Source organism: Pseudomonas sp. ES1 (assembly GCF_050586605.1).
Lineage (GTDB): Bacteria > Pseudomonadota > Gammaproteobacteria > Pseudomonadales > Pseudomonadaceae > Aquipseudomonas > Aquipseudomonas sichuanensis.
The window spans coordinates 26,785-52,513 of record NZ_JBOBDM010000046.1 but is presented as its reverse complement, the minus strand read 5'-3'; the positions used below and the strand labels follow the sequence as shown (position 1 = coordinate 52,513).

Here is a 25,729-nt window from a genome sequence, read left to right as displayed (position 1 = left end):
ATTCTCCCATGATCCTGCAACGCCTCTTCGCCCTGCTTTTGCTGGCGGTGTGCACCGCCCTGGCCGTGATGGCCTGGCCCTACCAGGCCGCGTTTTCCTATGAACCGGTGGGCCCGCGCGCCTACCCGCTGCTGATGCTCGGCCTGATGGGCCTGGGCCTGCTGTACCTGGCCATCCGCCCCACGCCCATCGTACGCAAGGACGACGAGCCTGAACTGGACCGCGAAACCCTGATCAAGATCGCCGCCTGTGTCGGCCTGCTGATCGTCTTCGCCAGCACCTTCGAGGCCCTGGGCTTCATCCTCAGCGCCGTGCTGGTGGGCATCCCCATGGCCCGCCTGTACGGCGGCCGCTGGCTGCACAGCGCCATCGTGGTGGTGGGCATGAGCCTGCTGCTGTACTGGCTGTTCGACCGCGTGATGGACGTGCCCCTGCCCCTTGGCCTGCTGAGCGTACTGGAGAACTGACACATGGATACCTTGAGCTATCTCGGCCAGGGCTTCGGCGTCGCGCTGAGCCCGTACAACCTGGTCACCGCCCTCACCGGCACCCTGATCGGCACCGTGGTCGGCCTGCTGCCGGGCCTGGGCCCGATCAACGGCGTGGCCCTGCTGATCCCCATCGCCTTCGCCCTCGGCCTGCCGCCGGAGTCGGCGTTGATCCTGCTGGCCGCCGTTTATCTGGGCTGCGAATACGGCGGGCGCATCAGCTCGATCCTGCTGAACATCCCCGGTGAAGCCTCCACCGTGATGACCACCCTCGACGGCTACCCCATGGCCCGCCAGGGCCTGGCCGGTGTGGCGCTGTCGCTGTCGGCCTGGAGTTCGTTCATCGGCGCCTTCATCGCCACCTGCGGCATGGTGCTGTTCGCCCCGCTGCTGGCGAAATGGGCGATCGCCTTCGGCCCGGCGGAGTACTTCGTGCTGATGGTGTTCGCCATCGTCGCCCTCGGCGGCATGGCCGGCGACAAGCCGTTGAAGACCTTCATCGCCGCGTTGATCGGTCTGTTCCTGTCGGCGGTGGGTATCGATGCCAACAGCGGCGTGTACCGCTTTACCGGCGACAGCGTGCACCTGGCTGACGGCATCCAGTTCGTGGTGCTGGTGCTGGGGCTGTTCTCGATCAGCGAGATCCTCCTGCTGCTGGAGAAGACCCACCATGGCCACGTGGCGGTCAAGGCCACCGGGCGCATGCTGTTCAACTTCAAGGAAGCGGCGTCGGTGTTCGCCGTGAACATCCGCTGCGGCCTGCTGGGTTTCTTCATGGGCGTACTGCCGGGTGCCGGCGCGACCCTGGCCAGTGCCGTGGCGTACATGACCGAAAAACGCATGGCGGGTGAAAAAGGCAAGTTCGGCAAGGGTGACGCCCGTGGCCTGGCCGCCCCGGAAACCGCCATCGGCGCCTCCTGCTGTGGCGCCCTGGTGCCGATGCTGACCCTGGGCGTACCGGGTTCGGGCACCACTGCCGTGATGATCGGCGCGCTGACCCTGTACAACATCACCCCGGGCCCGCTGCTGTTCGAACAGCAGCCGGACATCGTCTGGGGCCTGATCGCCTCGCTGTTCATCGCCAACATCATGCTGGTGATCCTGAACATCCCGATGATCCGCATCTTCACCCGCATCCTCGCCGTGCCGAACTGGGCGCTGGTACCGGTGATCGCGATCATCACCGCGATCGGCGTGTACGCCGTGCATGCCACCACCTTCGACCTGTTCCTGATGGTCGGCATCGGCATCATGGGCTACATCCTGCGCAAGCTGGACTTCCCGCTGTCGCCGATCCTGCTGGGCTTCATACTCGGTGGGCTGATGGAGCAGAACCTGCGCCGCGCGCTGTCGATCTCCAACGGCGAACTGGGCATCCTCTGGTCGAGCCCGATCAGCATGTCGGTCTGGGTGCTGACGGTGCTGATGCTGACCCTGCCGCTGCTGCGCATCTGGCGCAAACGCGCGCAACAGCGCCGGGCGATGGCGGATGCCTGACCGCGGTCTCCCTCTGTTCTGGGCCACCGGGCTGGTCGGTCTTGCTGGCGGTTTTGCCGCCAGCAAGGTCGGCTGGCCTTTGCCATGGATGGTCGGCGCGTTGCTGGCGATCATCCTGGTGCGCTGCCTGACCCCCTGGCAACTGAGCGAAATCCCCAATGGCCGCAAGTGCGGGCAGTGGATCATCGGTATCGGCATCGGCCTGCACTTCACCCCGGCGGTCATCGAGCAGGTTGCCGAGCACTTCGCGCTGATCTTCTTCGGCGCCTTGTTCACCACGCTGTCCAGCGTGTTCAGCGTGTGGCTGCTGCGGCGTACCGGCGAAGACCGCGCCACGGCGTTTTTTGCCAGCATGCCGGGCGGTTCTGGAGAAATGGTCAACCTCGGCGCGCGCAATGGCGCGGTGCTCAGCCAGGTGGCAGCCGCTCAAAGTTTACGGGTGCTGGCGGTGGTGCTGTGCGTGCCGGCGCTGTTCAAGCTGTTGCTCGGTGATGGGGTGCCGTTGAACCACGCCGGTAGCGTCAGCTGGGGCTGGCTGGCCCTGATCGCACCGCTGGCCGTGGCGGTCGCGCTGATCTGGCAACGGCTGCGCCAGCCCAACCAGTGGTTGTTCGGGCCGTTGCTGGTGGCGGCGAGCGTGAGCCTGGCCGGTAACCTGCAGATCGGTTTGCCCAATGGCGCCAGCCAGATCGGCCAGTGGCTGATCGGCAGCGGCCTGGCCTGCCACTTCAACCGCGCGTTTTTCCGCCGGGCGCCGTCGTTCCTCGGCCGGACCTTGCTGGCCACGGCACTGTGCATGCTGATTGCCGCAGGCGCGGCCTGGGGGTTGAGCCTGCTCACCCACCTGGACCTGCGCTCGCTGACCTTGGGGATGATGCCGGGAGGGATTGCCGAGATGAGCCTGACAGCCGAGACTCTGCAACTGTCGGTGCCTCTGGTGACGGCATTGCAGGTGATGCGCTTGTTGTTCGTGCTGTTTCTGGCCGAGCCGCTGTTCAGGCGCTGGAACGCCAGCCAGGAATAATGTGCAGGCCCTTTCGCGGGTAAACCCGCTCCCACAGGTACTGCGCAGGCTTCTGAGTTTGCGCGATCCCTGTGGGAGCGGGTTTACCCGCGAAGAAGCCTACACAATGCTTCAACCGATCACAGCGGCGGCAACGCCCAGTTGATCGGCGCCATCCCGCGCTGCTCGAGGAAGCCGTTGGCCCGGCTGAAATGCCCGCAGCCGAAGAACCCGCGATAGGCCGACAACGGCGACGGGTGCACCGACTTGAGTACCAGGTGCTTGCTGGCGTCGATCAGCTTCTGCTTGCTCTGGGCATGCGCCCCCCACAGCAGGAACACCACGTTCGGGCACTGCTCGCTGACCACCTGGATGACCCGGTCGGTAAAGAACTCCCAGCCCTTCTTGGCATGCGAGGCGGCATTGGCCCGCTCCACGGTCATGGTGGTGTTGAGCAGCAGCACCCCCTGCTCGGCCCAGCTCTGCAAGTAACCGTGGTTGGGGATCGGCAGGTTGAGGTCGCGTTGCAGCTCTTTGTAGATGTTGACCAGCGACGGCGGCGTAGGCACGCCCGGCTGCACCGAGAAGCACAGGCCATGGGCCTGGCCGGGGCCGTGGTACGGGTCCTGGCCGAGGATCACCACTTTCACCTGCTCCAGCGGCGTTGAGTTCAACGCATTGAAGATCAGCGGCCCCGGCGGGTAGATCTCCTTGCCGGCGGCGTATTCACCCTGCAGGAACTCACGCAGCTGATGCATGTAGGGCTGGTCGAACTCGGCGCGCAACGCGGCCTTCCAGCTGGGTTCGAGTTTGATGCGGTCGTCGTCGGTCATGGGGCCATCCAGAAGCAAAGTGGCGCGACACTAGGAAAGCCGCGCCGGCTTGTCAATCGATCCGACCGACGACCGGCAGCTTCAGCAGCGCGGGCCATACTGGTGGGATGACTTGCGCGAGGTAGTCCATGTCCATTCAATGCGAGGTACTCACCGGCGCCGATGGCGCCCGCATCGGCATCGCCACCCTGGATGCACCCAAGGCGCTCAATGCGCTGACCCTGCCGATGATCGAGGTGCTCGACGAGCGCCTGCACGCCTGGGCTCACGACCCCGGCATCGTCTGCGTACTGCTGCGCGGCAACGGGCCTAAAGCCTTCTGCGCCGGAGGCGACGTGCGCGCACTGGTACAAGCCTGCCGCGAACATCCCGGCAGCATACCGCCGCTGGCCGCCACCTTCTTCGCCAGCGAATACCGCCTCGACCACCGCCTGCACACCTACCCCAAGCCCCTGCTGTGCTGGGGCCATGGCCATGTGCTCGGGGGTGGCATGGGGCTGCTGCAGGGCGCGGCGGTGCGCATCGTCACCCCCAGCAGCCGCCTGGCCATGCCCGAGATCAGCATCGGCCTGTATCCGGACGTTGGCGCCAGCTGGTTCCTGTCCCGCCTGCCCGGCAAGCTCGGCCTGTTCCTCGGCCTCACCGGCGCGCCGATCAATGCCCGTGACGCCCTGGACCTGGGCCTGGCCGACCGTTTCTTTGGCGAGCATCAACAAGAAGCGCTGGTGGAGGAGCTGCTGCAACTGAACTGGCAGGAACAGACCGACCTGCAGCTCAACAGCCTGCTCAAGGCCGAACAGCACCGGGCGTGCGCCGAACTGCCCGAGGGCCAATGGCTGGCACGCCGGGCAGTGATCGACGAAGTACTCGATGTGGCCGACCCGGTAGCAGCCTGGCGTGCGCTGGCCGGCCTGGCTCGGCATGCCGACCCTTTACTGGCCGCGGCAGGTCAGCGCCTGCACGAGGGCTGCCCGCTGACCGCGCACCTGGTGTGGGAGCAGATCCGCCGGGCCCGCTACCTGTCGCTGGCGCAGGTGTTCCAGATGGAATACACCCTGAGCCTCAACTGTTGCCGTCACCCCGAGTTCAGCGAAGGGGTGCGGGCCAGATTGCTGGACAAGGACAACACGCCGCACTGGCACTGGCCGGACGTGGCGCAGGTGCCCGCAGCGGTGGTGGCGGCGCATTTCAACAAGGCCTGGGAAGGTCGGCATCCGCTGGCTGATCTGGCGTAGAAACAGCACAGGGCAAGTCGGTACGGCACGCCGACTTGCCCTGTGATGGCTCATTTGCCCTCAACGCTGCCAGTTGCGATCCCCTCCCCGCCCGCCGTCCTGGCCGCGGTCACCATGGCCCTGCCCATTGGAATGCCAGCGATCCCCGCGCCCGCCACGGTTGTCGTTGCGGTAGTCCTGCCGATCCCGGTCGCGCCCGTAGTCATAACGCTGGCGGTTGCCATAGTCGTTGCGCGGGTTGCCGTGCCAGCTGGGCTGCATGCCGGGTGCCGGATAAGGCCGGTACTGCGGCACCGGTGCCGGCCGGTAGTAGCGCGGTGCAGGCTGGTAGTAACGCGGCGCGCTCTGGTAGTAGTAGCGCGGTTGCGGGGCTACATAGTAGCGGTCCTGGCGGTAATAGCCGGGGTACACGTAGCGGTCGCTGGTGTAGTAGTCACTGCGGTAGTAGCCGTCGCTCTCGTAGTAGGGGGCGCAGGCAGAAGTCAGCAGTCCGAGCAGGACAATGATCAGGATTCGTGGGTACATGGCGGCCTCCTGGACCGCAGGGGTGCCCGACACAGCGGCGCTGGCGAGCGTCGACGACGATGCGTTGATCGACACTGCATAAGACAGTCCGGCCAGGGTTCAGTGCCATTTCTGCAACAAATTGAAACATCCCCTATAACCCTGAAAAACATGCAGTCATTTTTCGGTCATCTCACTAGAATGTCGCCACTGGCACACATCATGGGACGATCATGCCCTCGCCTTCCGCCCTGTTTTCGCAACGCTCGCTGATCTTCACCCTGCTGCTGTTGCTGGGCTGCGGCTTCCTCGCCACCTCGCTGCTGAGCTACTACGCCTCGCGCGGGGCAATCCGCGACGGCATTATCAATACCGAGCTGCCACTGACCTCCGACACCGTCTATTCGGAAATCCAGAAAGACCTGATCCGCCCGGTGCTGATCTCGTCGATGATGGCGCAGGACACTTTCCTGCGGGACTGGCTGCTGGGCGGCGAACAGGACCCCACGCGCATTACCCGCTACCTGGGCGAAGTGATGGGCGGCCAGGGCACTTTCACCAGTTTCCTGGTCTCCGAGCGCAGCCGCACCTATTACCAGGCCAAAGGTGTACTCAAGCAGGTCAAGGCCGATGCCTGGCGCGATGCCTGGTACTTCCGCCTGCGCGAGGCCAGCGTGCCCTACGAGATCAATGTCGACGTGGACATGGCCAACCAGGACAAGCTCACGGTATTCATCAACTACCGCGTGCTCGACTACCAGCAGCGCTTCATCGGTGCCGTGGGGGTGGGCTTGAGCGTCGAGTCGGTGGTGCGCCTGATCGATGACTACCAGCGCCGCTACCATCGCTCGGCGCTGTTCACTGATGCCCAGGGCAAGGTGCTGCTGACCGGTTCTGACGGCGGCCCCCACGGCCTTCGCGCAGGGCAGCAGTTGAGTGACAGCAGCCAGTGGCGGGACCTGCTGGCGCGCATGCCGACACCTGCCGCCGGCAGCCACGAGTATTACGACAACGACGGCCACAGCCACTTCCTCAACGTGCGCCCGCTGCCCGAACTGGACTGGTACCTGCTGGTGGACAAGCGCGAGACCAGTGCCCTGGACCGCATCCGCCAGTCGCTGTACCTGAACCTGGCGATCTGCGCGATGATCACCCTGGTGGTGCTGTCGCTGCTCAACGCCATGATCAAGCGCCATCAGGACAACGCCGAGGCCCTGGCCACCCTCGACAGCCTCACCGGCCTGCCCAACCGACGCAGCTTCGACCTGCTGGCCGGCCAGGCGCTGGTCGAGGCGCAGCGCATCAGTGCGCCGCTGGTCGCCCTGTTGATCGACCTCGACCACTTCAAGGCCCTCAACGACACCCACGGCCACCTGGCCGGCGACGAAGTGCTGCGCCAGTTCGCCAACGTGCTGCAGGGCAGCCTGCGACAGTCCGATATACTCTGCCGCTGGGGCGGCGAGGAGTTCATCGTGCTGCTGCGCGAAACCGAAGGTCGCCAGGCCGTCGAAGTGGCCGAAAAGATCCGCCGGCGCACCGAGCAACTGATCTTCAGTTATGCCGACCAGCCGCTGCGCCTGACCGTCAGCATCGGCCTCGCCGGCCTGCAGCGCGACGACACCCTGCACAGCCTGCTGAGCCGCGCCGACCTCGCGCTTTATCGTGCCAAACAAGGCGGACGCAACCGCGTCTGCAGCCAGATGCCCGGACCCGACCATGACCAGTAACCAGCACTGCCCTGCCTGCGGCGCCGCCAACCAGTGCGGCCTGGCCAACCCGGCCAGCGCCACCCAAGGTTGCTGGTGCTTCGCAGTGAGCATCGACCCGGCCATCATCGAAGCCCTGCCTGCCGAACTGCGCAACCAGGCCTGCCTGTGCCCGCAGTGCGCGAAAGTGGACGAGCAACTCAAGGCAGCGCAATCCCCCGCGATTCGCTAGACTGCGCGCCGATCTGCCGCGACCTGCCGCCATGCGCCTCGACCGTTTCCTCGCCAACCTGCCCTGTTTCAACCGCCAGCAAGTACGCCTGCTGCTGGTGCAGCGGCGTGTGCGCGTGGATGGCGTGATCACCGCCGACCCGCTGCACGAGGTACGCGAGTTCAGCCGTGTCGAGGTGGACGAGCAACTGCTGCAGGCCGGCCGCCCGGCGCGCTACCTGATGCTGCACAAGCCCATGGGCTGCGTCAGCGCCACCAGCGACCCGCAGCACCGCACCGTGCTCGACCTGCTGCCGCCCGCATGGCGCGACGACCTGCACATTGCCGGGCGCCTGGACTACAACACCACCGGCCTGCTGATCCTGACCAACGACGGCCAGTGGTCGCGCCGCCTGACCCAGCCACAGACCAAGCTGGCCAAGGTTTACCACGTGCAGACCGAGGACGAGATCGGCGCCCACTACGTCGAGAAGTTTCGCCAAGGTTTCTATTTCGCCTTCGAAGACCTCACCACCCAGCCTGCGCAGCTGGATATTCTCGGCCCCCGCGAAGCGCGGCTGGCGATCGTCGAAGGCCGCTATCACCAGGTCAAGCGCATGTTCGGCCACTTTCAGAACAAAGTGCTGCAACTGCACCGGGAAAGCATGGGGATGATCGAGCTGGATCCGGCCTTGTTGCCGGGCCAGTACAGGGACCTTTCGGCCGCAGAAATCGCCTGTTTCTGAGCCGCTGCGAAGGCTCTGCGCGGGCGTTTTTCGCGCAAACGATTGGGTAGCCCTGGCCGTTTTCCACTACATCGACCGCCCAGCGGTTTGCTGCAAAATATCCGCAGAAACTCACTTGCGCGATCGGCCCTGCGCTGCTTGACTGCCAACTTGTCGGTCTGCCTGTGACTTACCGGTCACAAACGCAGTCCAAGACACCTTTTTGCCGGCCACCCAGGGTCTCGACACCTTGGGGCACGGTAAATCGCCCGCTACAACAATACCGTCGACACGCGCGTCAGGGATCGACACAAGGGCCCACCGGTTTTCTTCCAGGCAAATGCCTACCTGTCATAAAGCACGTGCACCCTAACGGCCTGCGCGGTTGATTCGAACGCGAGTTCACCAACCAGCCACGCAGACCAACAGGTGACGCGAATACCCTTTTTTGCGCCAGGAGTCGATGACATGAGGCCAGAAATTGCTGTACTTGATATCCAAGGTCAGTACCGGGTTTACACGGAGTTCCATCGCGCGGAAGGCGCCGAAAAGACCATCATCCTGATCAATGGATCATTGGCCACCACGGCGTCCTTTGCACAGACAGTGCGCAGCCTGCACCCGCAATTCAACGTGGTGCTGTACGACCAGCCCTATGCCGGCAAGTCCAAGCCCCACAACCGCCAGGAACGGCTGATCACCAAGGAGACCGAGTCACACATCCTCCTTGAGCTGATCGAGCACTTCCAGGCCGACCATGTGATGTCGTTCTCCTGGGGCGGTGCCTGCGCCCTGCTGGCGCTGGCGCACCAGCCACGGTTGGTGAAGAAGGCCATCGTCAGTTCGTTCTCGCCGGTGATCAACGAACCGATGCGCGACTACCTGGAGCGTGGTTGCCAGTTCCTCGCCGCCTGCGATCGCTACCAGGTGGGCAACCTGGTCAACGACACCATCGGCAAATACCTGCCGTCGCTGTTCAAGCGCTTCAATTACCGGCATGTCAGCAGCCTGGACAGCCACGAATACGCGCAGATGCATTTCCACATCAACCAGGTGCTCGATCACGACCTGGAGCGGGCGCTGAAGGCCGCGCACAACATCGACATCCCGGTGCTGTTCATCAACGGCGACCGTGACGAATACACCACCGTCGAAGATGCGCGGCAGTTCAGCAAACATGTGGGGCAAAGCCACTTCAGCGTGATCCGCGGAGCCGGCCACTTCCTCGACATGGAGCACAAGAGCGCCAGTGAGGATACCCGCTCGGTCATGCTCGGTTTCCTCAAGCCGACCGTGCGCGAGCCCCGTCAACGCTACACCCACACGCAGGGGCAGCATGCACTGGCCATCTGAGCGCAACGGCACCTGCATGCCTGGCTTATCCGCAGGCAGCAGAGTGCCGACAGCCTTTTATGACATTGGGCTATTAATTGGCAGGGGGTTATGGTAAAAAGTCGGGCGCCGACGCGGGTATAGTTTAGTGGCAAAACGAAAGCTTCCCAAGCTTTAGTTGAGGGTTCGATTCCCTCTACCCGCTCCACATCGCATTCCCCGCATGGCGTTCCAGTGACGTCATCGCTGTAAAAAGGAGCCTTGGCTCCTTTTTTCGTTTCTGCCGCCTGCATTTGCGCACCCTTCATTGATCTGGCCCATGGCCATCCCGCGCCCGATTGGCTTAAATGCCCGGTGCTGCCCAGCACGCAAAAGCACCTAAGCTTTCTGAAACATTTCCAAAGGACTGCGCATGTTTCTCTCCCGCTGGCTACCGGGCCTGGCCAACCTGCTGCATTACCGTCGCGAGTGGTTCCATGCCGACCTGCAGGCGGGCCTGTCGGTGGCCGCGATCCAGATCCCCATCGCCATCGCCTATGCCCAGATCGTCGGCTTGCCGCCGCAGTACGGCTTGTACGCCTGCGTGTTGCCGATGATGGTCTACGCCTTGATCGGCAGTTCACGGCAACTGATGGTCGGGCCCGATGCCGCCACCTGCGCGATGATCGGCGGCGCTGTGGCCCCGTTGGCCATGGGCGACCCGCAGCGCATCGCCGAGCTGTCGGTGATCGTGACCGTGTTGGTGGGCGTGATGCTGATCGGTGCCGGGGTGGCGCGCGCCGGCTTCATCGCCAGCTTTTTCTCGCGGCCGATCCTGATCGGCTACCTCAACGGCATCGGCCTCAGCCTGCTCGCCGGGCAACTCTCCAAAGTCGTGGGTTTCAAGATCGAGGGCGACGGTTTCATCCTCAGCTTGATCAACTTCCTGCAGCGGCTGGGCGAGATCCATTGGCTGACGCTGTCGATCGGCCTGGCCGGGCTGGCATTGCTGATCTGGTTGCCGCGGCGCTACCCGCGCCTGCCGGCGGCACTGGTGACGGTGGTGGTGTTCACCGCCCTGGCCGGGCTGCTCGGCCTGGACCGTTATGGCGTGGCGATCCTTGGCCCGGTACCGGCGGGCATCCCGGAGCTGGCCTGGCCACAAAGCAACCTGGCGGAAACCAAGAGCCTCCTGCGTGACGCCCTGGGTATCGCCACCATCAGTTTCTGCAGCGCCATGCTCACCGCCCGCAGCTTTGCCGCCCGGCATGGCTACGCGATCAACGCCAACCATGAATTCGTCGCCCTCGGGGTGAGCAACCTGGCCGCCGGCATTTCCCAGGGCTTCGCCATCAGCGGCGCCGACTCGCGCACCGCGGTCAACGACATGGTCGGCGGCAAGAGCCAGCTGGTGGGCATCATCGCCGCGCTGGTGATTGCCCTGATCCTGCTGTTCTTCACCGCCCCCATGGCCTGGATCCCCCAGGCGGCGCTGGGCGCGGTGCTGCTGATGGCCGGCTGGGGGCTGATCGACATCAAGTCGCTGAAGACCATCCGCAAGCTCAGCCGCTTCGAATTCTGGCTGTGCCTGCTGACCACGGTCGGCGTGCTGGGGCTGGGCGTGCTGCCGGGCATCGTGTTTGCCGTGACCCTGGCCATCCTGCGCCTGCTCTACAGCATCTACCAGCCTACCGACGCGGTACTCGGCTGGCTGCCGGGTGTCGAGGGGCAGGTGGACGTACGCCAGCACAAGGACGCCCGCACCGTGCCAGGCCTGGTGGTGTATCGCTTCGACGACGCGATCCTGTTCTTCAACGCCGACTACTTCAAGATGCGCCTGCTCGACGCCGTGCAGGGGGTGGACAAGCCCCAGGCGGTGCTGTTCGACGCCGAAGCCGTGACCAGTATCGACGTCAGCGGCATCGCCGCCCTGCGCGAGGTGCGCGACACGCTCACCGCCCAGGGCATCCACTTCGCCATCGCCCGCGCCCGCGGCACCTTCCTGCGCATGCTGGTGCGTTCGGGGATGGCGCGGGAGATGGAGGACAAATTGCTGTTTGGCTCGGTGCGGGCCGGGATTCGGGCGTATCGGGTATGGCGCAACAGGAATCGGCAAGCGCCAGTGGACCGTTGAGAGACAAGGGCTACAGCATTACGCGACGCGAATGCTGTAGCGGCAAGTAAGACCCTCGCCCAGCGCAGGCCCGGAAAATCAGGGCCTGCAATTGCGCTGCGGCCTCAAGCCTGCGGATAGCTGCAGCCGACGTAAAGGTCACGCGCCTTGTCTTCGGTCGAAACCACCCGCAAAGTGCCCTTGCTCTCGAGCACTCGCTGATAGTCGACGTAGCCGTCGGTATCGAGGGTCTTCTTCAGTTTCAGGGCGCTGGCGAGCTTGGCCGCATCGGCCAGCGGCGCGCTGCTGCTGGTCTGCAGATAGAAGCTGTAGCGGTCGGTCATCACCAGGGTGGCGGACGACACGCCATTGACGCTCAATGCCGGCGTGACCTGCCAGGCAGCACCACCCCACGGGCTGTGGGCTTCGTCCTTGGTGAAGGTCAATTGGCCGCTATCCGCCAGCTGATTGAACGCCTCCACCTGTTGCGCACTGGCCTGGCACTGCGCCAACGCCGTGAACAAGGCAACCTGGGCCGAATCGGCGGCCATGGCGTTGAACGCAGTCAGGCTGCCGACCAGCGTGATGAAGCGAAGAGATCCTTTCATGAAACCATCCTTGTTCAGTTGAAGGTGCATTGCTCGAACGCCATGAAGTCACTGCCAGAGGTGAACTGCAGCACGCACTGCGCATCGAATTTCTGGCCAGGGCGCATCGCCTTCATCAACGCTTGCTGAGCCTCGTCGGCACCGTTGAGGCGGGCCAGTTCGTAGCCCTCATCGTCACCGGCAGCAAGGATCGGCGCGCCCTTGAGGTTGGTCGAGACCCCCAGTGCCACCGCTGTGATCTGCACAGACTGGTGCAGCTCCTCCATGCTCAGCGTGGAATAGCCCTTCTGCTCATAAACCTGATACAGCGTGGAAATGTCCTGGGCACAGGCACCCGAGGCCAGGAAGAGACTGCCGGCAAACACGGCCAGATTGCTGAATTTCACACTAGTTCCTTGTGTTGGGTCGCCTGCGCGGGCGCGCAGGGGGTAGGCACTCTGCCATCAACGGTTGCTGTATGCCATCGGGGCCTCCCTGAGCGGCGAGCGTCGCACAGGTGGCCCGACATGCTAAAGTCGCCGCGTTTTGAGCCACGCCCAACGGAATGCCCATGCCCGCACTCGACGCCCACTTGCCCGCCTGGGCCGACCTCACCCAGCGCCACCCTTGCACCGCCCTGTTGCTGGGCAACGGTGCCAGCCGGGCGTTGTGGAAACCGTTCGGCTATTTCTCGCTGTACGAAGAAGCCCAGCGTGCCGGCCGCAAGAAAGGCCTGGCGGTCAGTGACCAGGCGCTGTTCAAGTCGCTCGGCACAGAGCTGTTCGAACCGCTGCTGAGCACCCTCAACCACACTGTCCGCGCCAACGCCGCGCTGGCCATCAACTCCACCGCGCCGCTGAACCGCTACTACTCGATCAAGGAAGCGCTGATTCACGCCGTGCGCACCGTGCACCTGCCGTGGCCATTGGTGCCGGCGGCTACCCTGGCCTCGATCAACCAGGCCTTGCGTGGCTTTCGCAGCGTCTACACCAGCAACTACGACCTGATCCTGCCGTGGGCCGTGCAGCATGCTCCACAGGGCTTTGCCACGCTGTTCGACGAGCAGGGCTTCTTCGACGTGCGCCGCACCCGCAGCGAAGGCACCCGGGTGATGCACCTGCATGGCGGCCTGCACCTGCTCAAACTGCCGGACGGCTCCAGCCGCCAACGCAGCGCCGAATGCGCCGAATTGCTGGACGGTTTTGCCGTGAACATCCCCGGCGAGGTGCCGTTGTTCGTCAACGAGTTCCGTAGCGAGGAGAAACTGCGCGCGATCCGCAACTCGGATTACCTGTCATGGTGCCTGGGCCAACTGGCCAATGAGCACGAAGGGCTGTGCCTGTTCGGCCAGCATCTGGACAGCAGCGACCAGCACCTGCTCGACGCCATTCGCCAGGCGCGGCCGGCGCATCTTCTGATTGCCATCCGGCCGCTGAGCGAGGCATCGGTGCTGAACCAGAAGCAGCATTTCGTCGAGCGGTTCGGTGATCTTCCGGGGACAGCGCTGCACTTCTTCGATGCCAGTACCCATCCCCTGGGGCTGGCGGAGTTGGCGATCGAGGTGCCGACAGGACGCCGTTGAAGCTGCCCCCAGCGGCACAGCTTCAATCGGCCAAAGCCACCGTCCCTTTGAAAACCCGTGCATGGGCGCTTGATACATTGACGGTCATCGCGACCCGAGCCAGATCCAGCATCTGCTGGCCGATGTCATAACTCCCCCTCGCCTGCAGCCAGGCCAATACATCGGCGAGATGCCAGAGCGAGGTACTGCCTTCATGCATGGGGGCCGGGAAGCTGTGCATGTGCGCCAGCATCAACTTGCGCATGTTCTGGCGCGACACACCCACGATCTGGGCCACATCGGTCAGCCCGACGAGGTCGGGCGTCGCCTCTATCAGTCGTGCGCCAGGCACTGCGCTGCGAACATCCCTGAGCGCACTCTCGATCGCCTCCTCGGCACTAGGCGACTCCCGTACAAACTCCAGCGACAGGCGACCGGGCTGACCAATCCCGACCAGGGCGTCGTCACAACCCGCTTCGGCCAGGCGCTCGAAGAGCGCATCCATTTCTTCGTCATCGACCAGTTGGTAGTTGAGGGTGAACTCGTATTCCATCGTCACTGCTCCTTACCCGCCTTCACATGGATGGCCAGCACACTACAGAGCTCTCGACACCAATATCGGCCGCCAAACGCGCTTGGGAGGGGTCCTACACACTTTCGGGATTGGCACCCAACAGTTTGTGCTTACCCGGCGATCAATCCATCCGCCTGCAACAACGTCTCCAGGCAATGCTCCTGCACCCCATAAAACGCCTTGAGCTGCGCAATCTTCTCCAGCAGCGCCCCCGCCGGCACTGGCTGTTTGCGCTTCACCGCGAGAATCATCTTGTTCTTGTTGGTGTGCTCCAGCGAGATGAACTCGAAGACCTTGGTCTCGTAGCCGCAGGCCTCGAGGTACAGCGCGCGCAGGCTGTCGGTGAGCATCTCGGCCTGCTGCCCAAGGTGCAGGCCGTACTGCAGCATCGGCTGCAGCAGCCCTGGGCTGTGCAGTTGCGGGCGGATCTGCTTGTGGCAGCACGGCGAACACATGATGATCGCCGCATTGCAGCGGATGCCCGTGTGGATGGCGTAGTCGGTGGCGATGTCGCAGGCATGCAGGGCGATCATCACCTCGATGGCCTCCGGCACCACGCTGCGCACGTCACCGCACTCGAACACCAGCCCCGGGTGCTCCAGGCGCGCAGCCGCGGCATTGCACAGCTCGACCATGTCCGGGCGCAGCTCGACGCCGGTAACCTGTGCCTCACGCCCGAGGGTGTTGCGCAGGTAGTCGTGCATGGCGAACGTCAGGTAGCCCTTGCCCGAGCCGAAGTCGGCCACCCGCAAGGCCTGATCGGCCGCCACCGGCGCGCCGGCCAGGGCGTGGTCGAAGACTTCGATGAACTTGTTGATCTGCTTCCACTTGCGCGACATCGACGGGATCAACGCGCCTTGCGCGTCGGTCACCCCAAGATCGCGCAGGAAGGGCCGCGACAGTTCCAGGTAACGCTTCTTCTCGCGGTCATGCCCAACTGCCGCCGCTTCACGGGGTGCCTGTTGGGCCAGGTGACGGCGCAGCATCGGCTTGCCCTTCTTGCTGAACTCCAGTTGCACTTCACCCGCACCGGTGAACAGGTGAGCGTTGCGAAAGCTCTCCGGCAGCAGCTCGGCCACCAGTGCCTGCGCCTGGCCCAATGGCAGGTTGCGGGTGATGTCGCGGGTCTGGTGGCGGTAGACCAGTTGCAGGCAGGCCTCGCCCTTGAGCTGCACCGGCTTGGCGATGATCCGCTGCAGGGTCTGGTCGGCCCCCACGTGACGGGCCAGCACCAGTTTGGCCAGGCTGCCATCGGCCAGGGCGTCGGCCAGCAGGCTCAGGAACTGGGCGCGCGCATCCGGCGCGGTGGGGGCGGAAGTAATGGACGACATGGGGAGCGGGTGCCTCGGAATACGGGGAGCGCGTTACGCAATGCCGCGCATTCTACGTCGCTGGCCGCCCATCGCGAAGGTTTTCGCGATGGGCGCGGCTCAATCGAGGATCACCAGGCGGTTGGGCAGCTCGTTACGCGCATGGGTGGGCGGTACATGCTCGCTGAGCAGTTCGCCGCACGCCTCGATGCAGTCGACAAAGCCTTGCAGGGTATGGCCTTGGCAGACCTGCTCGGTGAACCGCGCAACGATCGCTTCGCGGGCCTGGGCCGGCAGGTGCCGGGCGATCCCCTCATCGACCAGGATCTCGACATGCCGCTCGGCTTCGCTGACAAAGATCAGCACCCCGGTAGCCCCGGCGGTGCGCTGCAGGTTGAGTTCGAGAAACTGCTGCCGGGCAAGCCCGGAAGCACGTCGCCGGCGCAGGATCGCCGGCACCAGCCAGGCCGCCAGGCGTGGATGGCGCAGCAACAGGCACAAGGCAACAAAGGTGAGCATCTGCGCCAGCAACAGGCCGTTGAGGCCGATCCCGCCCTGCCAGCGGTGCAGCAGCAGTGGGATAACCAGCGCCAGCAGCGCCGCCCAGAGCAGGGGCAGATAGGGGTATTCGTCGGCGCGGCGCGCCAGCACGGTCACCAGCTCCGCGTCGGTGCGCCGCTCGACGCGTGCGATCGCCTCGGCGATCTGGCGCTGTTCGTATTCGGTCATGCCATCGTCTCTTGAGCGTTCTTATCGTTGTTATCCCGGCATCGGGGTGGCGAGAGTGTATCTCAACAAGCGCTTCATATAAGGCATAATCCGCGGCTGCGTCGGATCATGGACGAATGATCCAAAAAATCGCCAGCGGACCTCATAACAACAGGCGTACGAAAGTTCTCGGCCAACCGCCCTACTCAACAACGGAATTGATGATGAAACTGTCTTTGCTGGGCCTGGCCATGGGCCTTGCCAGTCAGGCGGCCCTTGCCGCCCCCTCCGCCCCGCCCCTGCAAGACAAGCAGGCATTCATCGACCACCTGGTCAGCCAGATGACCGAGGCCGAAAAGATCGGCCAACTGCGCCTGATCAGCATCGGCCCCGAAATGCCCCACGAGAAGATCCGCGAAGAGATTGCCGCCGGGCGCATCGGCGGCACCTTCAACTCGCGCACCGCCCCCGAGAACCGGCCGATGCAGGACGCCGCCATGCGCAGCCGCCTGAAGATCCCGATGTTCTTCGCCTACGACACCATCCATGGCGAGCGCACCATCTTCCCGATCGGCCTGGGCCTGGCCGCGTCCTGGGACATGGACGCCATCGCCAAGGTCGGCCGCACCTCGGCCATCGAGGCCGCCGCCGACTCGCTGGACATGACCTTCGCGCCGATGGTCGACATCGCCCGCGACCCGCGCTGGGGCCGCACCAGTGAAGGCTTCGGCGAAGACACCTACCTCACCTCGCGAATCGGCCAGGTGATGGTCAAGTCGTTCCAGGGCAAGAGCCCGGCCGAGCCCGACAGCATCATGGCCATCGTCAAGCACTTCGCCCTGTATGGCGCGGTGGAAGGCGGGCGCGACTACAACACGGTCGATATGAGCCTGCCGAAGATGTACAACGAGTACCTGCCGCCCTACCGCGCCGCGCTGGACGCCGGTGCGGGGGGTGTGATGGTGGCGCTGAACTCGATCAACGGCGTGCCGGCCACCTCCAACACCTGGCTGATGAACGACCTGCTGCGCAAGGAGTGGGGCTTCAAGGGCGTGACCATCAGCGACCACGGCGCCATCCAGGAACTGATCCGCCATGGCGTGGCCCGCGACGGTCGCGAAGCGGCCAAGCTGGCGATCAAGGCCGGCATCGACATGAGCATGAACGACACCCTGTACGGTGAAGAGCTGCCAGGCCTGCTCAAGTCCGGCGAAGTGACCCAGGGCGAGCTGAACCAGGCGGTGCGCGAAGTGCTCGGCGCCAAGTACGACATGGGCCTGTTCAAGGACCCTTATGTGCGCATCGGCAAGCCTGAGACCGACCTTACCGACTACTACGCCGAGAGCCGCCTGCACCGCGACGCCGCCCGCGACGTGGCACGCCGCAGCCTGGTGCTGCTGGAGAACCGCGAGCAGACCCTGCCGCTGAAGAAGGCCGGCACCATCGCCCTGGTCGGCCCGCTGGCCGACGCCCCCATCGACATGATGGGCAGCTGGGCCGCCGACGGTAAGCCACAGCACTCGGTCACCGTACGCGAAGGCCTGCGCCGCGCCGTCGAAGGCAAAGCCAAGCTGGTCTACGCCAAAGGCTCGAACGTGACCGGCGACAAGGCCATGTTCGACTACCTCAACTTCCTCAACTTCGATGCCCCGGAAATCGTCAACGACCTGCGCCCGGCCGCCGTGCTGATCGACGAAGCGGTCAAGGCCGCCCAGCAGGCCGACGTGGTGGTGGCCGTGGTCGGTGAATCCCGTGGCATGTCCCACGAATCGTCGAGCCGCACCACCCTGGAAATCCCGGCGGTGCAGCGCGACCTGATCAAGGCGCTCAAGGCCACCGGCAAACCGCTGGTGCTGGTACTGATGAACGGCCGCCCACTGTCGATCGCCTGGGAACGTGAACAGGCCGATGCGCTGCTCGAAACCTGGTTCAGCGGCACCGAAGGCGGCAACGCCATCGCCGACGTGCTGTTCGGCGACTACAATCCGTCGGGCCGCCTGGCCATCACCTTCCCGCGCTCGGTCGGGCAGATCCCGATGTACTACAACCACCTGCGCATCGGCCGCCCGTTCACCCCCGGCAAGCCGGGCAACTACACCTCGCAGTACTTCGAGGAGCCCAACGGCCCGCTGTACCCGTTCGGCTACGGCCTGAGCTACACCAGCTTCGACCTGACCGACCTGACCTTGTCGCGCACCGAACTCAAGCGCGGCGAAACCCTCAAGGCCAAGATCACGGTGAAGAACACCGGCAAACGTGACGGCGAGACCGTGGTGCAGCTGTACCTGCAGGACCAGAGCGCGTCGATGAGCCGCCCGGTGAAAGAGCTGAAGAACTTCCAGAAGCTGATGCTCAAGGCCGGTGAAGCACGTACCGTGACCTTCGACATCAGTGAAGAAGACCTGAAGTTCTACAATGGCCAGCTGCAGCGCGTGGCCGAGCCGGGTCAGTTCAATGTGCAGATCGGCCTGGACTCGCAGGCGGTGCAGCAGCAGAGCTTCGAACTGCTCTGACACCTGCTTTGGCTTCTTCGCGGGTAAACCCGCTCCCACAGGCTTCTCGATACCTGTGGGAGCGGGTTTACCCGCGAAGAGGCCGGACCTGAAAACCTACACCCCGGATCCGCCCCATGCCCTCTTCCTTCCGCGCCCTGCGTCTGGGGCTGATCATCCTGCTGATCCTGGTCGGCACCGGCCTCAGCGCCGGCTGGGCCATGCACCAGGCCAAGCGCGAGGCCATGCGGGCCGACGCGCAGCGGGCCAGCCAACAGCTGGGCCTGTACGCCAACAACCTGCACACCCTGATCGAACGTTACCGCGCCTTGCCTGCGGTACTGGCGCTGGACCCGGAACTGATCGACGCCCTGCGCGGCCCGGTCACAGACCCGGTGCAAAGTGCCCTGAACCACAAGCTCGAGCGCATCAACGGCGCCGCCAATTCCTCCACCCTGGAGCTGCTCGACCGCACCGGCCTGGCCATCGCGGCCAGCAACTGGCGCCTGCCGACCACCTATGTCGGCTCCAACTACGGCTTTCGCCCCTATTTCAAACAGACCCGCAGCCAAGGCAGCGGCCGCTTCTACGCGGTCGGCGTGACCAGCGGCGTGCCGGGCTACTTCCTGGCCAGCGCGGTCAACGACGAACATGGCCGCTTCCTCGGCGCCATGGTGGTCAAGCTGGAGTTCCCCGAGCTTGAACGCGAGTGGCGCCAGGGCAGCGATATCCTGCTGGTCAGCGACGCCCGTGGCATCACCTTCATCGCCAACCAGGACGGCTGGCGCTACCGCGAGCTGCAACCGCTGAGCGGCGCCGACCGCGCCGAACTGGCTGAAACCCGCCAGTACGACAAGCAGCCGCTGGTGCCCCTGCAGCACCAGGCCTTGACCCGCTTCGCCGACAACAGCCACCTGACCCGCGTGCAAGGCCCCGACGGCGCCGCCGAATACCTTTGGGAAAGCCTGCCGCTGGAAGCCGAAGGCTGGACCCTGCACCTGCTGCGCAAGCCGCAGGTCGCCGAGGATGGCCGCAACGCCGCCCTGGCCGCCGCCGCGATCTGGCTGACCCTGGTGTTCGCCGCGCTGTTCGTCAGCCAGCGCCTGCGCCTGGCCCGCCTGCGCCAGCGCAGCCGCGAAGAGCTCAAGCGCCAGGTCGAGGAGCGCACCCGCGAACTGCGCACCGCCCAGGAAGGCCTGGTGCAATCGGCCAAGCTGGCGGCGCTGGGGCAGATGTCCGCCGCCCTGGCCCACGAAATCAACCAGCCGCTGACCACCCAGCGCATGCAGCTGGAAACCCTGCGGCTGCTGCTTGACCATGGCCGTTACGACCAGGCGCGCCAGGCCCTGGAGCCGCTGGAGCAGATGCTCACGCGCATGGCCGCGCTCACCGGCCACCTGAAAACCTTCGCCCGCAACAGCCCCGGCGGGCTGCGCGAGCGCCTGGACCTGGCCACGGTGGTCGACCAGGCGCTGCACCTGCTCGATGCGCGCATCCACGCCGAAGCGGTCGACGTGGCGCTGTACCTGGCCCGCCCGGCCTGGGTCCGCGGCGATGCGATCCGCCTGGAGCAGGTGCTGATCAACCTGCTGCGCAACGCCCTCGACGCCATGGCCGACAAGCGCTACAAACGCCTGGAGATCCGCATCGAACTCGACGATGGCCAGTGGCGCCTGAGCGTGCTCGACTCCGGTGGCGGCATCGAGCCGGCCGACCTGGCCAAGGTGTTCGACCCGTTCTTCACCACCAAGCCGGTGGGTGAAGGGCTGGGCCTGGGCCTGGCGATTTCCTACGGCATCGTGGTCGATGCCGGCGGCTGCCTGCAGGTCGAGAACCTGCCGGGCGGCGCGCGTTTCAGCCTGACGCTACCCCGTGACCTGGAGCCGGTATGTTGAATTCAGTGATCGTCGTCGATGACGAAGCCAGTATCCGCACCGCCGTGGAACAGTGGTTGAGCCTGTCGGGCTTCAGCGTGCAACTGTTCGCCCGTGGCGAGGACTGCCTGGCGCAGCTGCCGCGCAACTTCCCCGGGGTGATCCTCAGCGACGTGCGCATGCCCGGGCTTTCCGGCATGCAACTGCTCGAACGGCTGCAACAGGATGACCCCGACCTGCCGGTGATCCTGCTCACCGGCCATGGTGATGTACCGATGGCGGTGGAGGCGATGCGCAACGGCGCCTACGACTTCCTGGAAAAACCCTTCACCCCGCAGCACCTGCTGGGCAGCCTCGGCCGCGCCCTGGAAAAGCGCCGGTTGGTACTGGAGAACCGTCGCCTGCATGAGCAGGCCGACCTCAAGGCGCAGCTCGAAACCAGCCTGCTCGGCATGTCCCAGGGGCTGCAACAGTTGCGCCGCCAGGTGCTGGACCTGGCCAGCCTGCCGGTGAACGTGCTGATCCGTGGCGAGACCGGCAGCGGCAAGGAGCGGGTGGCGCGCTGCCTGCACGATTTCGGCCCGCGCGCAGACAAACCCTTCGTCGCGCTCAATTGCGCGGCGATCCCCGAAACCCTGTTCGAGGCCGAACTGTTCGGCCATGAGAGCGGCGCGTTCACCGGTGCCCAGGGCAAACGCATCGGCAAGCTGGAATACGCCAACGGTGGCACCGTGTTCCTCGACGAAATCGAAAGCATGCCGTTGGCCCAGCAGGCCAAGCTGCTGCGGGTGATCCAGGAACAGAAGCTCGAGCGCCTGGGGGCCAACCAGAGCATCGCCGTCGATCTGCGCATCATTGCCGCGACCAAGCCGGACCTGCTTGAAGAAGCCCGTGCCGGGCGCTTTCGCGAAGACCTGGCGTACCGCCTCAACGTTGCCGAGCTGCGCCTGGCACCGCTGCGCGAGCGCCGTGAAGACATCCCGCTGCTGTTCGAACACTTCGCCCGCACGGCCGCCGAACGCCTGGGCCGCCATGCCCCACCGGTCAGTGGAGGACGATTGGCGCAACTGCTGGCCCACGACTGGCCGGGCAATGTGCGTGAGCTGGCCAATGCTGCCGAGCGTCATGCCCTGGGGCTGGACTCACCGAACTTTGAGAGCCTGCCAGGCGGACAGTCGCTGGGCGAACAGATGGAGGCCTTCGAAGCCCAATGCCTGCGTGCGGCGCTGCGCCAGCACAAGGGCGAGATCAAAGGGGTGATGGAGGCGTTGCAGCTGCCACGGCGTACGCTGAACGAGAAGATGCAGCGGCATGGGCTGGTGCGTGAGGACTTTCTCGGCAGCGAATGAGCGGATTTCCGCTTATTGATTCGGGTGAATGAGCGGAAGTTCGCTCATTGCATGCGCAATCGCCGGGGCTGCCCTGCAGCCCATCGCTGGCAAGCCAGCTCCCACAAAGCATCACGCAAGCCAGGCACTGTGGGAGCTGGCTTGCCAGCGATGGGGCACAAGACGCCCCCGAATGGATCACCCCGCACCCATTTGGCACAGCTCCTGCAAAACCCTTCTCAAGCTGCGCCCCGAGCGCGCTCCACAAAAACAACGAGAAGGTATCCCTGATGGATAACGCCAGCACCCTGCCCAGCGGGGCGGCCGCCGCGCCCGCCGCGGAAAAAACCACCGCCAGCCGCCTCAAATCGATCTTCAGTGGTTCCATCGGCAACATGGTCGAATGGTACGACTGGTACGTCTACGCGGCGTTCTCGCTGTACTTCGCCAAAGCGTTCTTCCCCGCCGGCGACACCACCGCACAACTGCTCAATACCGCTGCGATCTTCGCCGTGGGCTTCCTGATGCGCCCGATCGGTGGCTGGCTGATGGGCATCTACGCCGACCGCAAAGGCCGCAAGGCCGCGCTGATGGCCTCGGTGCTGCTGATGTGCGCCGGCTCCCTGGTCATTGCCCTCACCCCCGGCTACGAGACCATCGGCGTTGCCGCACCGGTCCTGCTGGTAGTCGCGCGCCTGATGCAAGGCCTGTCGGTAGGCGGTGAATACGGCACCTCGGCCACCTACCTGAGTGAGATGGCCAGCAAGGAACGCCGTGGCTTCTTCTCCAGCTTCCAGTACGTGACCCTGATTTCCGGCCAGCTCATCGCCCTGGCGGTGCTGATCATCCTGCAGCAGACCCTCACCACCGAGCAGCTGTATGCCTGGGGCTGGCGTGTACCCTTCGTGATCGGCGCGCTGTGCGCGGTGGTTGCCCTGTACCTGCGCCGTGGCATGGAAGAGACCGCCTCCTTCACCAAGAAAGAGAAGTCCAAAGAGAGCCTGATGCGCACCCTGATGCGCCATCCCAAAGAGCTGATGACCGTGGTCGGCCTGACCATGGGCGGCACCCTGGCCTTCTACACCTACACCACCTACATGCAGAAGTACCTGGTCAACACCGTGGGCATGAGCATCAGCGACTCGACCACCATCTCGGCGGCCACGCTGTTCCTGTTCATGTGCCTGCAGCCGATCATCGGCGGGCTGTCCGACAAGATCGGCCGGCGCCCGATCCTGATCGCCTTCGGCGTGCTCGGCACCCTGTTCACCGTACCGATCCTCAGCACCCTGCACACCGTGCAGACCTGGTGGGGCGCGTTCTTCCTGATCATGGCCGCGCTGATCATCGTCAGCGGCTACACCTCGATCAACGCCGTGGTCAAAGCCGAGCTGTTCCCCACCGAAATTCGCGCCCTGGGCGTCGGCCTGCCGTACGCGCTGACCGTATCGATCTTCGGCGGTACTGCCGAGTACGTGGCCCTGTGGTTCAAGAGCAACGGCATGGAAACCGGCTTCTACTGGTACGTCACCGGCTGCATCGCCTGCTCGCTGCTGGTATACGCGACCATGAAGGACACCAAGCAGCACTCGCGGATCACCACTGACTGATTGGCGGCACGGCAATGAAAAGGGGGCGCTCCGGCTGACGGAGCGCCCCTTTTTATTGGCTGTGAGCCGAATAATAGCGTTATTCGGCTCACCAAATGAGCCGAATAACGCTATTATTCGGCTCATGGACACCACAACACCTCTCTGGATCTGGCAACAGCCGGACTGGCCAGCCTTTCGCTGGGACAATCAACAGCTCACGACACTGCTGCGCCACTGCGTCGAAACGCAGGGGCAACTGTTGGGCAGAGCCGGTGCCGTCACTGCAATGGAAGCCAGCAGCGACATCCTCGATACCTTGCTGCAGAACATCGTCACTTCATCGGCCATCGAAGGTGAACATCTCAATGTCGAGTCTGTACGTTCTTCCCTGGCGCGGCGCCTGGGCATTGATGAGCCCGGGCCGACCAGCGCCCGCAGCGAAGGCCTGGCCGAGCTGATGCTCGACGCCACCGCAGGCTACGACCGCCCGCTCGACCCGCAGCGGCTGTTCACCTGGCACCGGTGGTTGTTCCCCGATAACACTGGTGGGCTCACCCCTGCCCTGCCCGTGGGCGAACTACGCGATGAGGCCCCCATGCAGGTGATATCCGGGCGCATCGACAAACCTAGGGTACATTTCCAAGCGCCGCCTCGCGCAGGCCTGGAAGCTCAGTTGCAGGCATTTCTCGACTGGTTCGAAACCAGCCGCAATGAACACCAGCTCGACCCGCTGCTGCGAGCAGGCATTGCCCATTTCTGGTTCGTTACCCTGCACCCGTTCGCCGACGGCAACGGCCGCCTTACCCGGGCACTGACCGACTTGGCCTTGGCGCAAGGCGAACAGCAAGCCATTCGTTTCTACGCCATGTCTGCCAGCATCCTGGACGATCGTGCTGGCTACTACGCCGTGCTGGAACGCTGCCAGAAAGGCAGCCTGGACATTACCGAATGGCTGCAATGGTTTCTCGCCACGCTGCTGCGCAGCCTGCAACAGGCACTGCTGCGCATCGACCGGGTACTGATCAAGGCACGCTTCTGGCAGGCGCACCGGGGCGACGGCCTGTCGCCGGAGCAGATCAAAGTACTCAACCGTCTGCTCGATGGCGGCCCCAGCGGTTTCGAAGAAGGCATCAGCGCCAGCCAGTACCAGGCAGTGGCCAAGGTTTCCAAGGCCACCGCCACACGCCATCTGGCCGATCTGCTGGACAATGGCTGCCTGACTCGCCTGCCGGGTGGAGGACGCAGCACCCGCTACACCGTCAAAACGCAAGGCATCTGAGCCTGGCAGCCCAGGCTTACGAGCGCTCCAGCACCGGCAACGGCTCACGACGCTGGTAGTAGGTGGCCGCCAGCACCAGTACCAGCAGCACCCCGCCCAGCACCATCGACGACCCCACGGTACCGAAGTCCAGGCCGCCTTTCTCGTGGGTCTTGGTCAGCACGTCGCCCAGGGTCGCACCGAATGGGCGAGTGAGCACGAAGGCGATCCAGAACAGCACCACGCCGGAGATCTTCGTCCAGTAGCGGGCAGCCGCCACCACGGCGATTGCCGAGCCGATCAGCAGCGCACCGCCGGCGAAGCCCAGCCCCGAATCGTCGGCCAGGTAGTCGCCCAGCGCCGTGCCGAGGGTGTTGGAGAACAGGATCGCCACCCAGTAGAACAGCTCGCCGCTGCGGTTCTTGATACGGGTGACATCCAGCGGGTTGCCGCTCAGACGCCACACCGCGAAGGTCATCAGCAGGATGCCGATCAGCAGCGCCGAGCCTGTTGCGTAACCCAGCCCCAGGGTGCGGTCCATGAAGTCGGACATGGTGGTGCCGGCAGTGCTGGTGGAGAGGATCACCAGCCAATAGAGCATCGGGTTGTAGCGGCGCGAGTAGAGCTGGGTAACCAGGGTCAGCAGAAACACGCTGATCAGCAGCAGCGAGCTCATCGCGTAACCGATGTTCAGGGTCATGGACAGCAGGTCGCCCGCCGTCTCGCCGAGTGTGGTAGCGCAGATCTTCATGACCCAGAAGGCCAGGGTGATTTGCGGGAGTTTGTTCATCGTTGTGCCGCTCCAGGTTTTAAGTGCGGC

General features: G+C 64.7%; 23 protein-coding genes and 1 tRNA gene. 16 read left to right on the top strand and 8 right to left on the bottom strand.

Annotation, left to right across the window (positions count from 1 at the left end; translation table 11 throughout):
- Positions 1-8: 8 nt before the first annotated feature.
- From ACQ4N9_RS18860 to ACQ4N9_RS18850, 3 genes are read left to right on the top strand one after another with little or no spacing between them, the layout of a single operon-like run.
- Positions 9-467 carry a tripartite tricarboxylate transporter TctB family protein gene (locus tag ACQ4N9_RS18860; RefSeq protein ID WP_390967163.1) on the top strand — a complete coding sequence of 153 codons (459 nt, stop codon included), beginning with the start codon at positions 9-11 and terminating at the stop codon, positions 465-467.
- Positions 468-470: 3 nt separating this feature from the next.
- The gene (locus tag ACQ4N9_RS18855) at positions 471-1,985 is read left to right on the top strand and encodes a tripartite tricarboxylate transporter permease (protein WP_390967162.1); all 1,515 of its coding nucleotides are present in this window, start codon (positions 471-473) and stop codon (positions 1,983-1,985) included.
- A complete protein-coding gene (locus ACQ4N9_RS18850; RefSeq protein ID WP_430933471.1) occupies positions 1,978-3,009 on the top strand; it encodes an AbrB family transcriptional regulator in 1,032 nt (343 codons plus the stop codon). The genes ACQ4N9_RS18855 and ACQ4N9_RS18850 overlap by 8 nt, the downstream gene beginning before the upstream one ends.
- A 119-nt stretch (positions 3,010-3,128) precedes the next feature.
- Here the strand turns inward: ACQ4N9_RS18850 and ung are convergent, their stop codons facing one another.
- Complete coding sequence (ung, locus tag ACQ4N9_RS18845; protein WP_110993777.1) at positions 3,129-3,821, bottom strand: uracil-DNA glycosylase; 693 nt, start codon at positions 3,819-3,821, stop codon at positions 3,129-3,131.
- A 128-nt stretch (positions 3,822-3,949) separates the two neighbouring features.
- Here ung and ACQ4N9_RS18840 point away from each other — a divergent pair, with 128 nt between their 5' ends.
- Positions 3,950-5,056 (top strand): enoyl-CoA hydratase/isomerase family protein, encoded by a 1,107-nt coding sequence (locus tag ACQ4N9_RS18840; protein ID WP_390967159.1) that lies wholly within the window; start codon positions 3,950-3,952, stop codon positions 5,054-5,056.
- Between the two features lie 60 nt (positions 5,057-5,116).
- On the opposite strand, the gene ACQ4N9_RS18835 is transcribed toward ACQ4N9_RS18840, so the two are convergent.
- The gene (locus tag ACQ4N9_RS18835; RefSeq protein ID WP_390967158.1) at positions 5,117-5,581 is read right to left on the bottom strand and encodes a hypothetical protein; all 465 of its coding nucleotides are present in this window, start codon (positions 5,579-5,581) and stop codon (positions 5,117-5,119) included.
- Between the two features lie 212 nt (positions 5,582-5,793).
- On the opposite strand from ACQ4N9_RS18835, the gene ACQ4N9_RS18830 reads away from it, so the two are divergent.
- The 6 genes from ACQ4N9_RS18830 (at position 5,794) to ACQ4N9_RS18805 (ending at position 11,646) form a co-directional block, all read left to right on the top strand.
- Entirely contained in the window at positions 5,794-7,287 is a 1,494-nt protein-coding gene (locus tag ACQ4N9_RS18830) for a sensor domain-containing diguanylate cyclase (protein ID WP_390967157.1), read from the top strand.
- Complete coding sequence (locus tag ACQ4N9_RS18825; protein WP_125462797.1) at positions 7,277-7,498, top strand: cysteine-rich CWC family protein; 222 nt, start codon at positions 7,277-7,279, stop codon at positions 7,496-7,498. The genes ACQ4N9_RS18830 and ACQ4N9_RS18825 overlap by 11 nt, the downstream gene beginning before the upstream one ends.
- 31 nt (positions 7,499-7,529) lie before the next feature.
- Positions 7,530-8,222: a pseudouridine synthase gene (locus ACQ4N9_RS18820; RefSeq protein ID WP_125857594.1), complete on the top strand. Its 693-nt coding sequence runs from the start codon at positions 7,530-7,532 to the stop codon at positions 8,220-8,222.
- Between the two features lie 447 nt (positions 8,223-8,669).
- Positions 8,670-9,554, top strand: a complete 885-nt coding sequence (locus ACQ4N9_RS18815; protein ID WP_390967156.1) for an alpha/beta fold hydrolase — start codon at positions 8,670-8,672, stop codon at positions 9,552-9,554.
- A gap of 113 nt (positions 9,555-9,667) precedes the next feature.
- Positions 9,668-9,741, top strand: a tRNA-Gly gene (locus ACQ4N9_RS18810).
- Positions 9,742-9,945: 204 nt separating this feature from the next.
- The gene (locus ACQ4N9_RS18805) at positions 9,946-11,646 is read left to right on the top strand and encodes a SulP family inorganic anion transporter (protein ID WP_390967155.1); all 1,701 of its coding nucleotides are present in this window, start codon (positions 9,946-9,948) and stop codon (positions 11,644-11,646) included.
- Between the two features lie 104 nt (positions 11,647-11,750).
- Here the strand turns inward: ACQ4N9_RS18805 and ACQ4N9_RS18800 are convergent, their stop codons facing one another.
- Positions 11,751-12,233 carry a hypothetical protein gene (locus tag ACQ4N9_RS18800; protein ID WP_390967154.1) on the bottom strand — a complete coding sequence of 161 codons (483 nt, stop codon included), beginning with the start codon at positions 12,231-12,233 and terminating at the stop codon, positions 11,751-11,753.
- A gap of 14 nt (positions 12,234-12,247) precedes the next feature.
- A complete protein-coding gene (locus ACQ4N9_RS18795; protein WP_390967153.1) occupies positions 12,248-12,619 on the bottom strand; it encodes a hypothetical protein in 372 nt (123 codons plus the stop codon).
- A 164-nt stretch (positions 12,620-12,783) separates the two neighbouring features.
- Here ACQ4N9_RS18795 and ACQ4N9_RS18790 point away from each other — a divergent pair, with 164 nt between their 5' ends.
- Positions 12,784-13,794, top strand: a complete 1,011-nt coding sequence (locus ACQ4N9_RS18790; protein WP_390967152.1) for a DUF4917 family protein — start codon at positions 12,784-12,786, stop codon at positions 13,792-13,794.
- Positions 13,795-13,816: 22 nt separating this feature from the next.
- Here ACQ4N9_RS18790 and ACQ4N9_RS18785 read toward each other — a convergent pair whose 3' ends face one another.
- From ACQ4N9_RS18785 to ACQ4N9_RS18775, 3 genes are all read right to left on the bottom strand, one after another.
- Positions 13,817-14,326, bottom strand: coding sequence for a helix-turn-helix transcriptional regulator (locus tag ACQ4N9_RS18785; protein ID WP_390967151.1), 510 nt, complete (start codon positions 14,324-14,326; stop codon positions 13,817-13,819).
- 131 nt (positions 14,327-14,457) lie between these two features.
- The gene (locus ACQ4N9_RS18780) at positions 14,458-15,678 is read right to left on the bottom strand and encodes a class I SAM-dependent methyltransferase (RefSeq protein ID WP_390967150.1); all 1,221 of its coding nucleotides are present in this window, start codon (positions 15,676-15,678) and stop codon (positions 14,458-14,460) included.
- Positions 15,679-15,777: 99 nt separating this feature from the next.
- Positions 15,778-16,386 carry a TPM domain-containing protein gene (locus ACQ4N9_RS18775; RefSeq protein ID WP_390967149.1) on the bottom strand — a complete coding sequence of 203 codons (609 nt, stop codon included), beginning with the start codon at positions 16,384-16,386 and terminating at the stop codon, positions 15,778-15,780.
- Between the two features lie 200 nt (positions 16,387-16,586).
- On the opposite strand from ACQ4N9_RS18775, the gene bglX reads away from it, so the two are divergent.
- The 5 genes from bglX (at position 16,587) to ACQ4N9_RS18750 (ending at position 24,930) form a co-directional block, all read left to right on the top strand.
- On the top strand, positions 16,587-18,878 hold the full coding sequence (bglX, locus tag ACQ4N9_RS18770; protein WP_390967148.1) for a beta-glucosidase BglX: 2,292 nt from the start codon (positions 16,587-16,589) through the stop codon (positions 18,876-18,878).
- Positions 18,879-18,994: 116 nt separating this feature from the next.
- Positions 18,995-20,752, top strand: a complete 1,758-nt coding sequence (locus ACQ4N9_RS18765) for a sensor histidine kinase (RefSeq protein ID WP_125857588.1) — start codon at positions 18,995-18,997, stop codon at positions 20,750-20,752.
- The gene (locus ACQ4N9_RS18760; protein ID WP_390967147.1) at positions 20,746-22,080 is read left to right on the top strand and encodes a sigma-54-dependent transcriptional regulator; all 1,335 of its coding nucleotides are present in this window, start codon (positions 20,746-20,748) and stop codon (positions 22,078-22,080) included. The genes ACQ4N9_RS18765 and ACQ4N9_RS18760 overlap by 7 nt, the downstream gene beginning before the upstream one ends.
- A gap of 269 nt (positions 22,081-22,349) precedes the next feature.
- A complete protein-coding gene (locus ACQ4N9_RS18755) occupies positions 22,350-23,669 on the top strand; it encodes an MFS transporter (RefSeq protein WP_390967146.1) in 1,320 nt (439 codons plus the stop codon).
- Between the two features lie 124 nt (positions 23,670-23,793).
- Positions 23,794-24,930, top strand: coding sequence for a Fic family protein (locus ACQ4N9_RS18750; protein WP_390967145.1), 1,137 nt, complete (start codon positions 23,794-23,796; stop codon positions 24,928-24,930).
- A gap of 16 nt (positions 24,931-24,946) precedes the next feature.
- Here the strand turns inward: ACQ4N9_RS18750 and ACQ4N9_RS18745 are convergent, their stop codons facing one another.
- Entirely contained in the window at positions 24,947-25,699 is a 753-nt protein-coding gene (locus ACQ4N9_RS18745; protein ID WP_390967144.1) for a COG4705 family protein, read from the bottom strand.
- Positions 25,700-25,729: the final 30 nt, after the last annotated feature.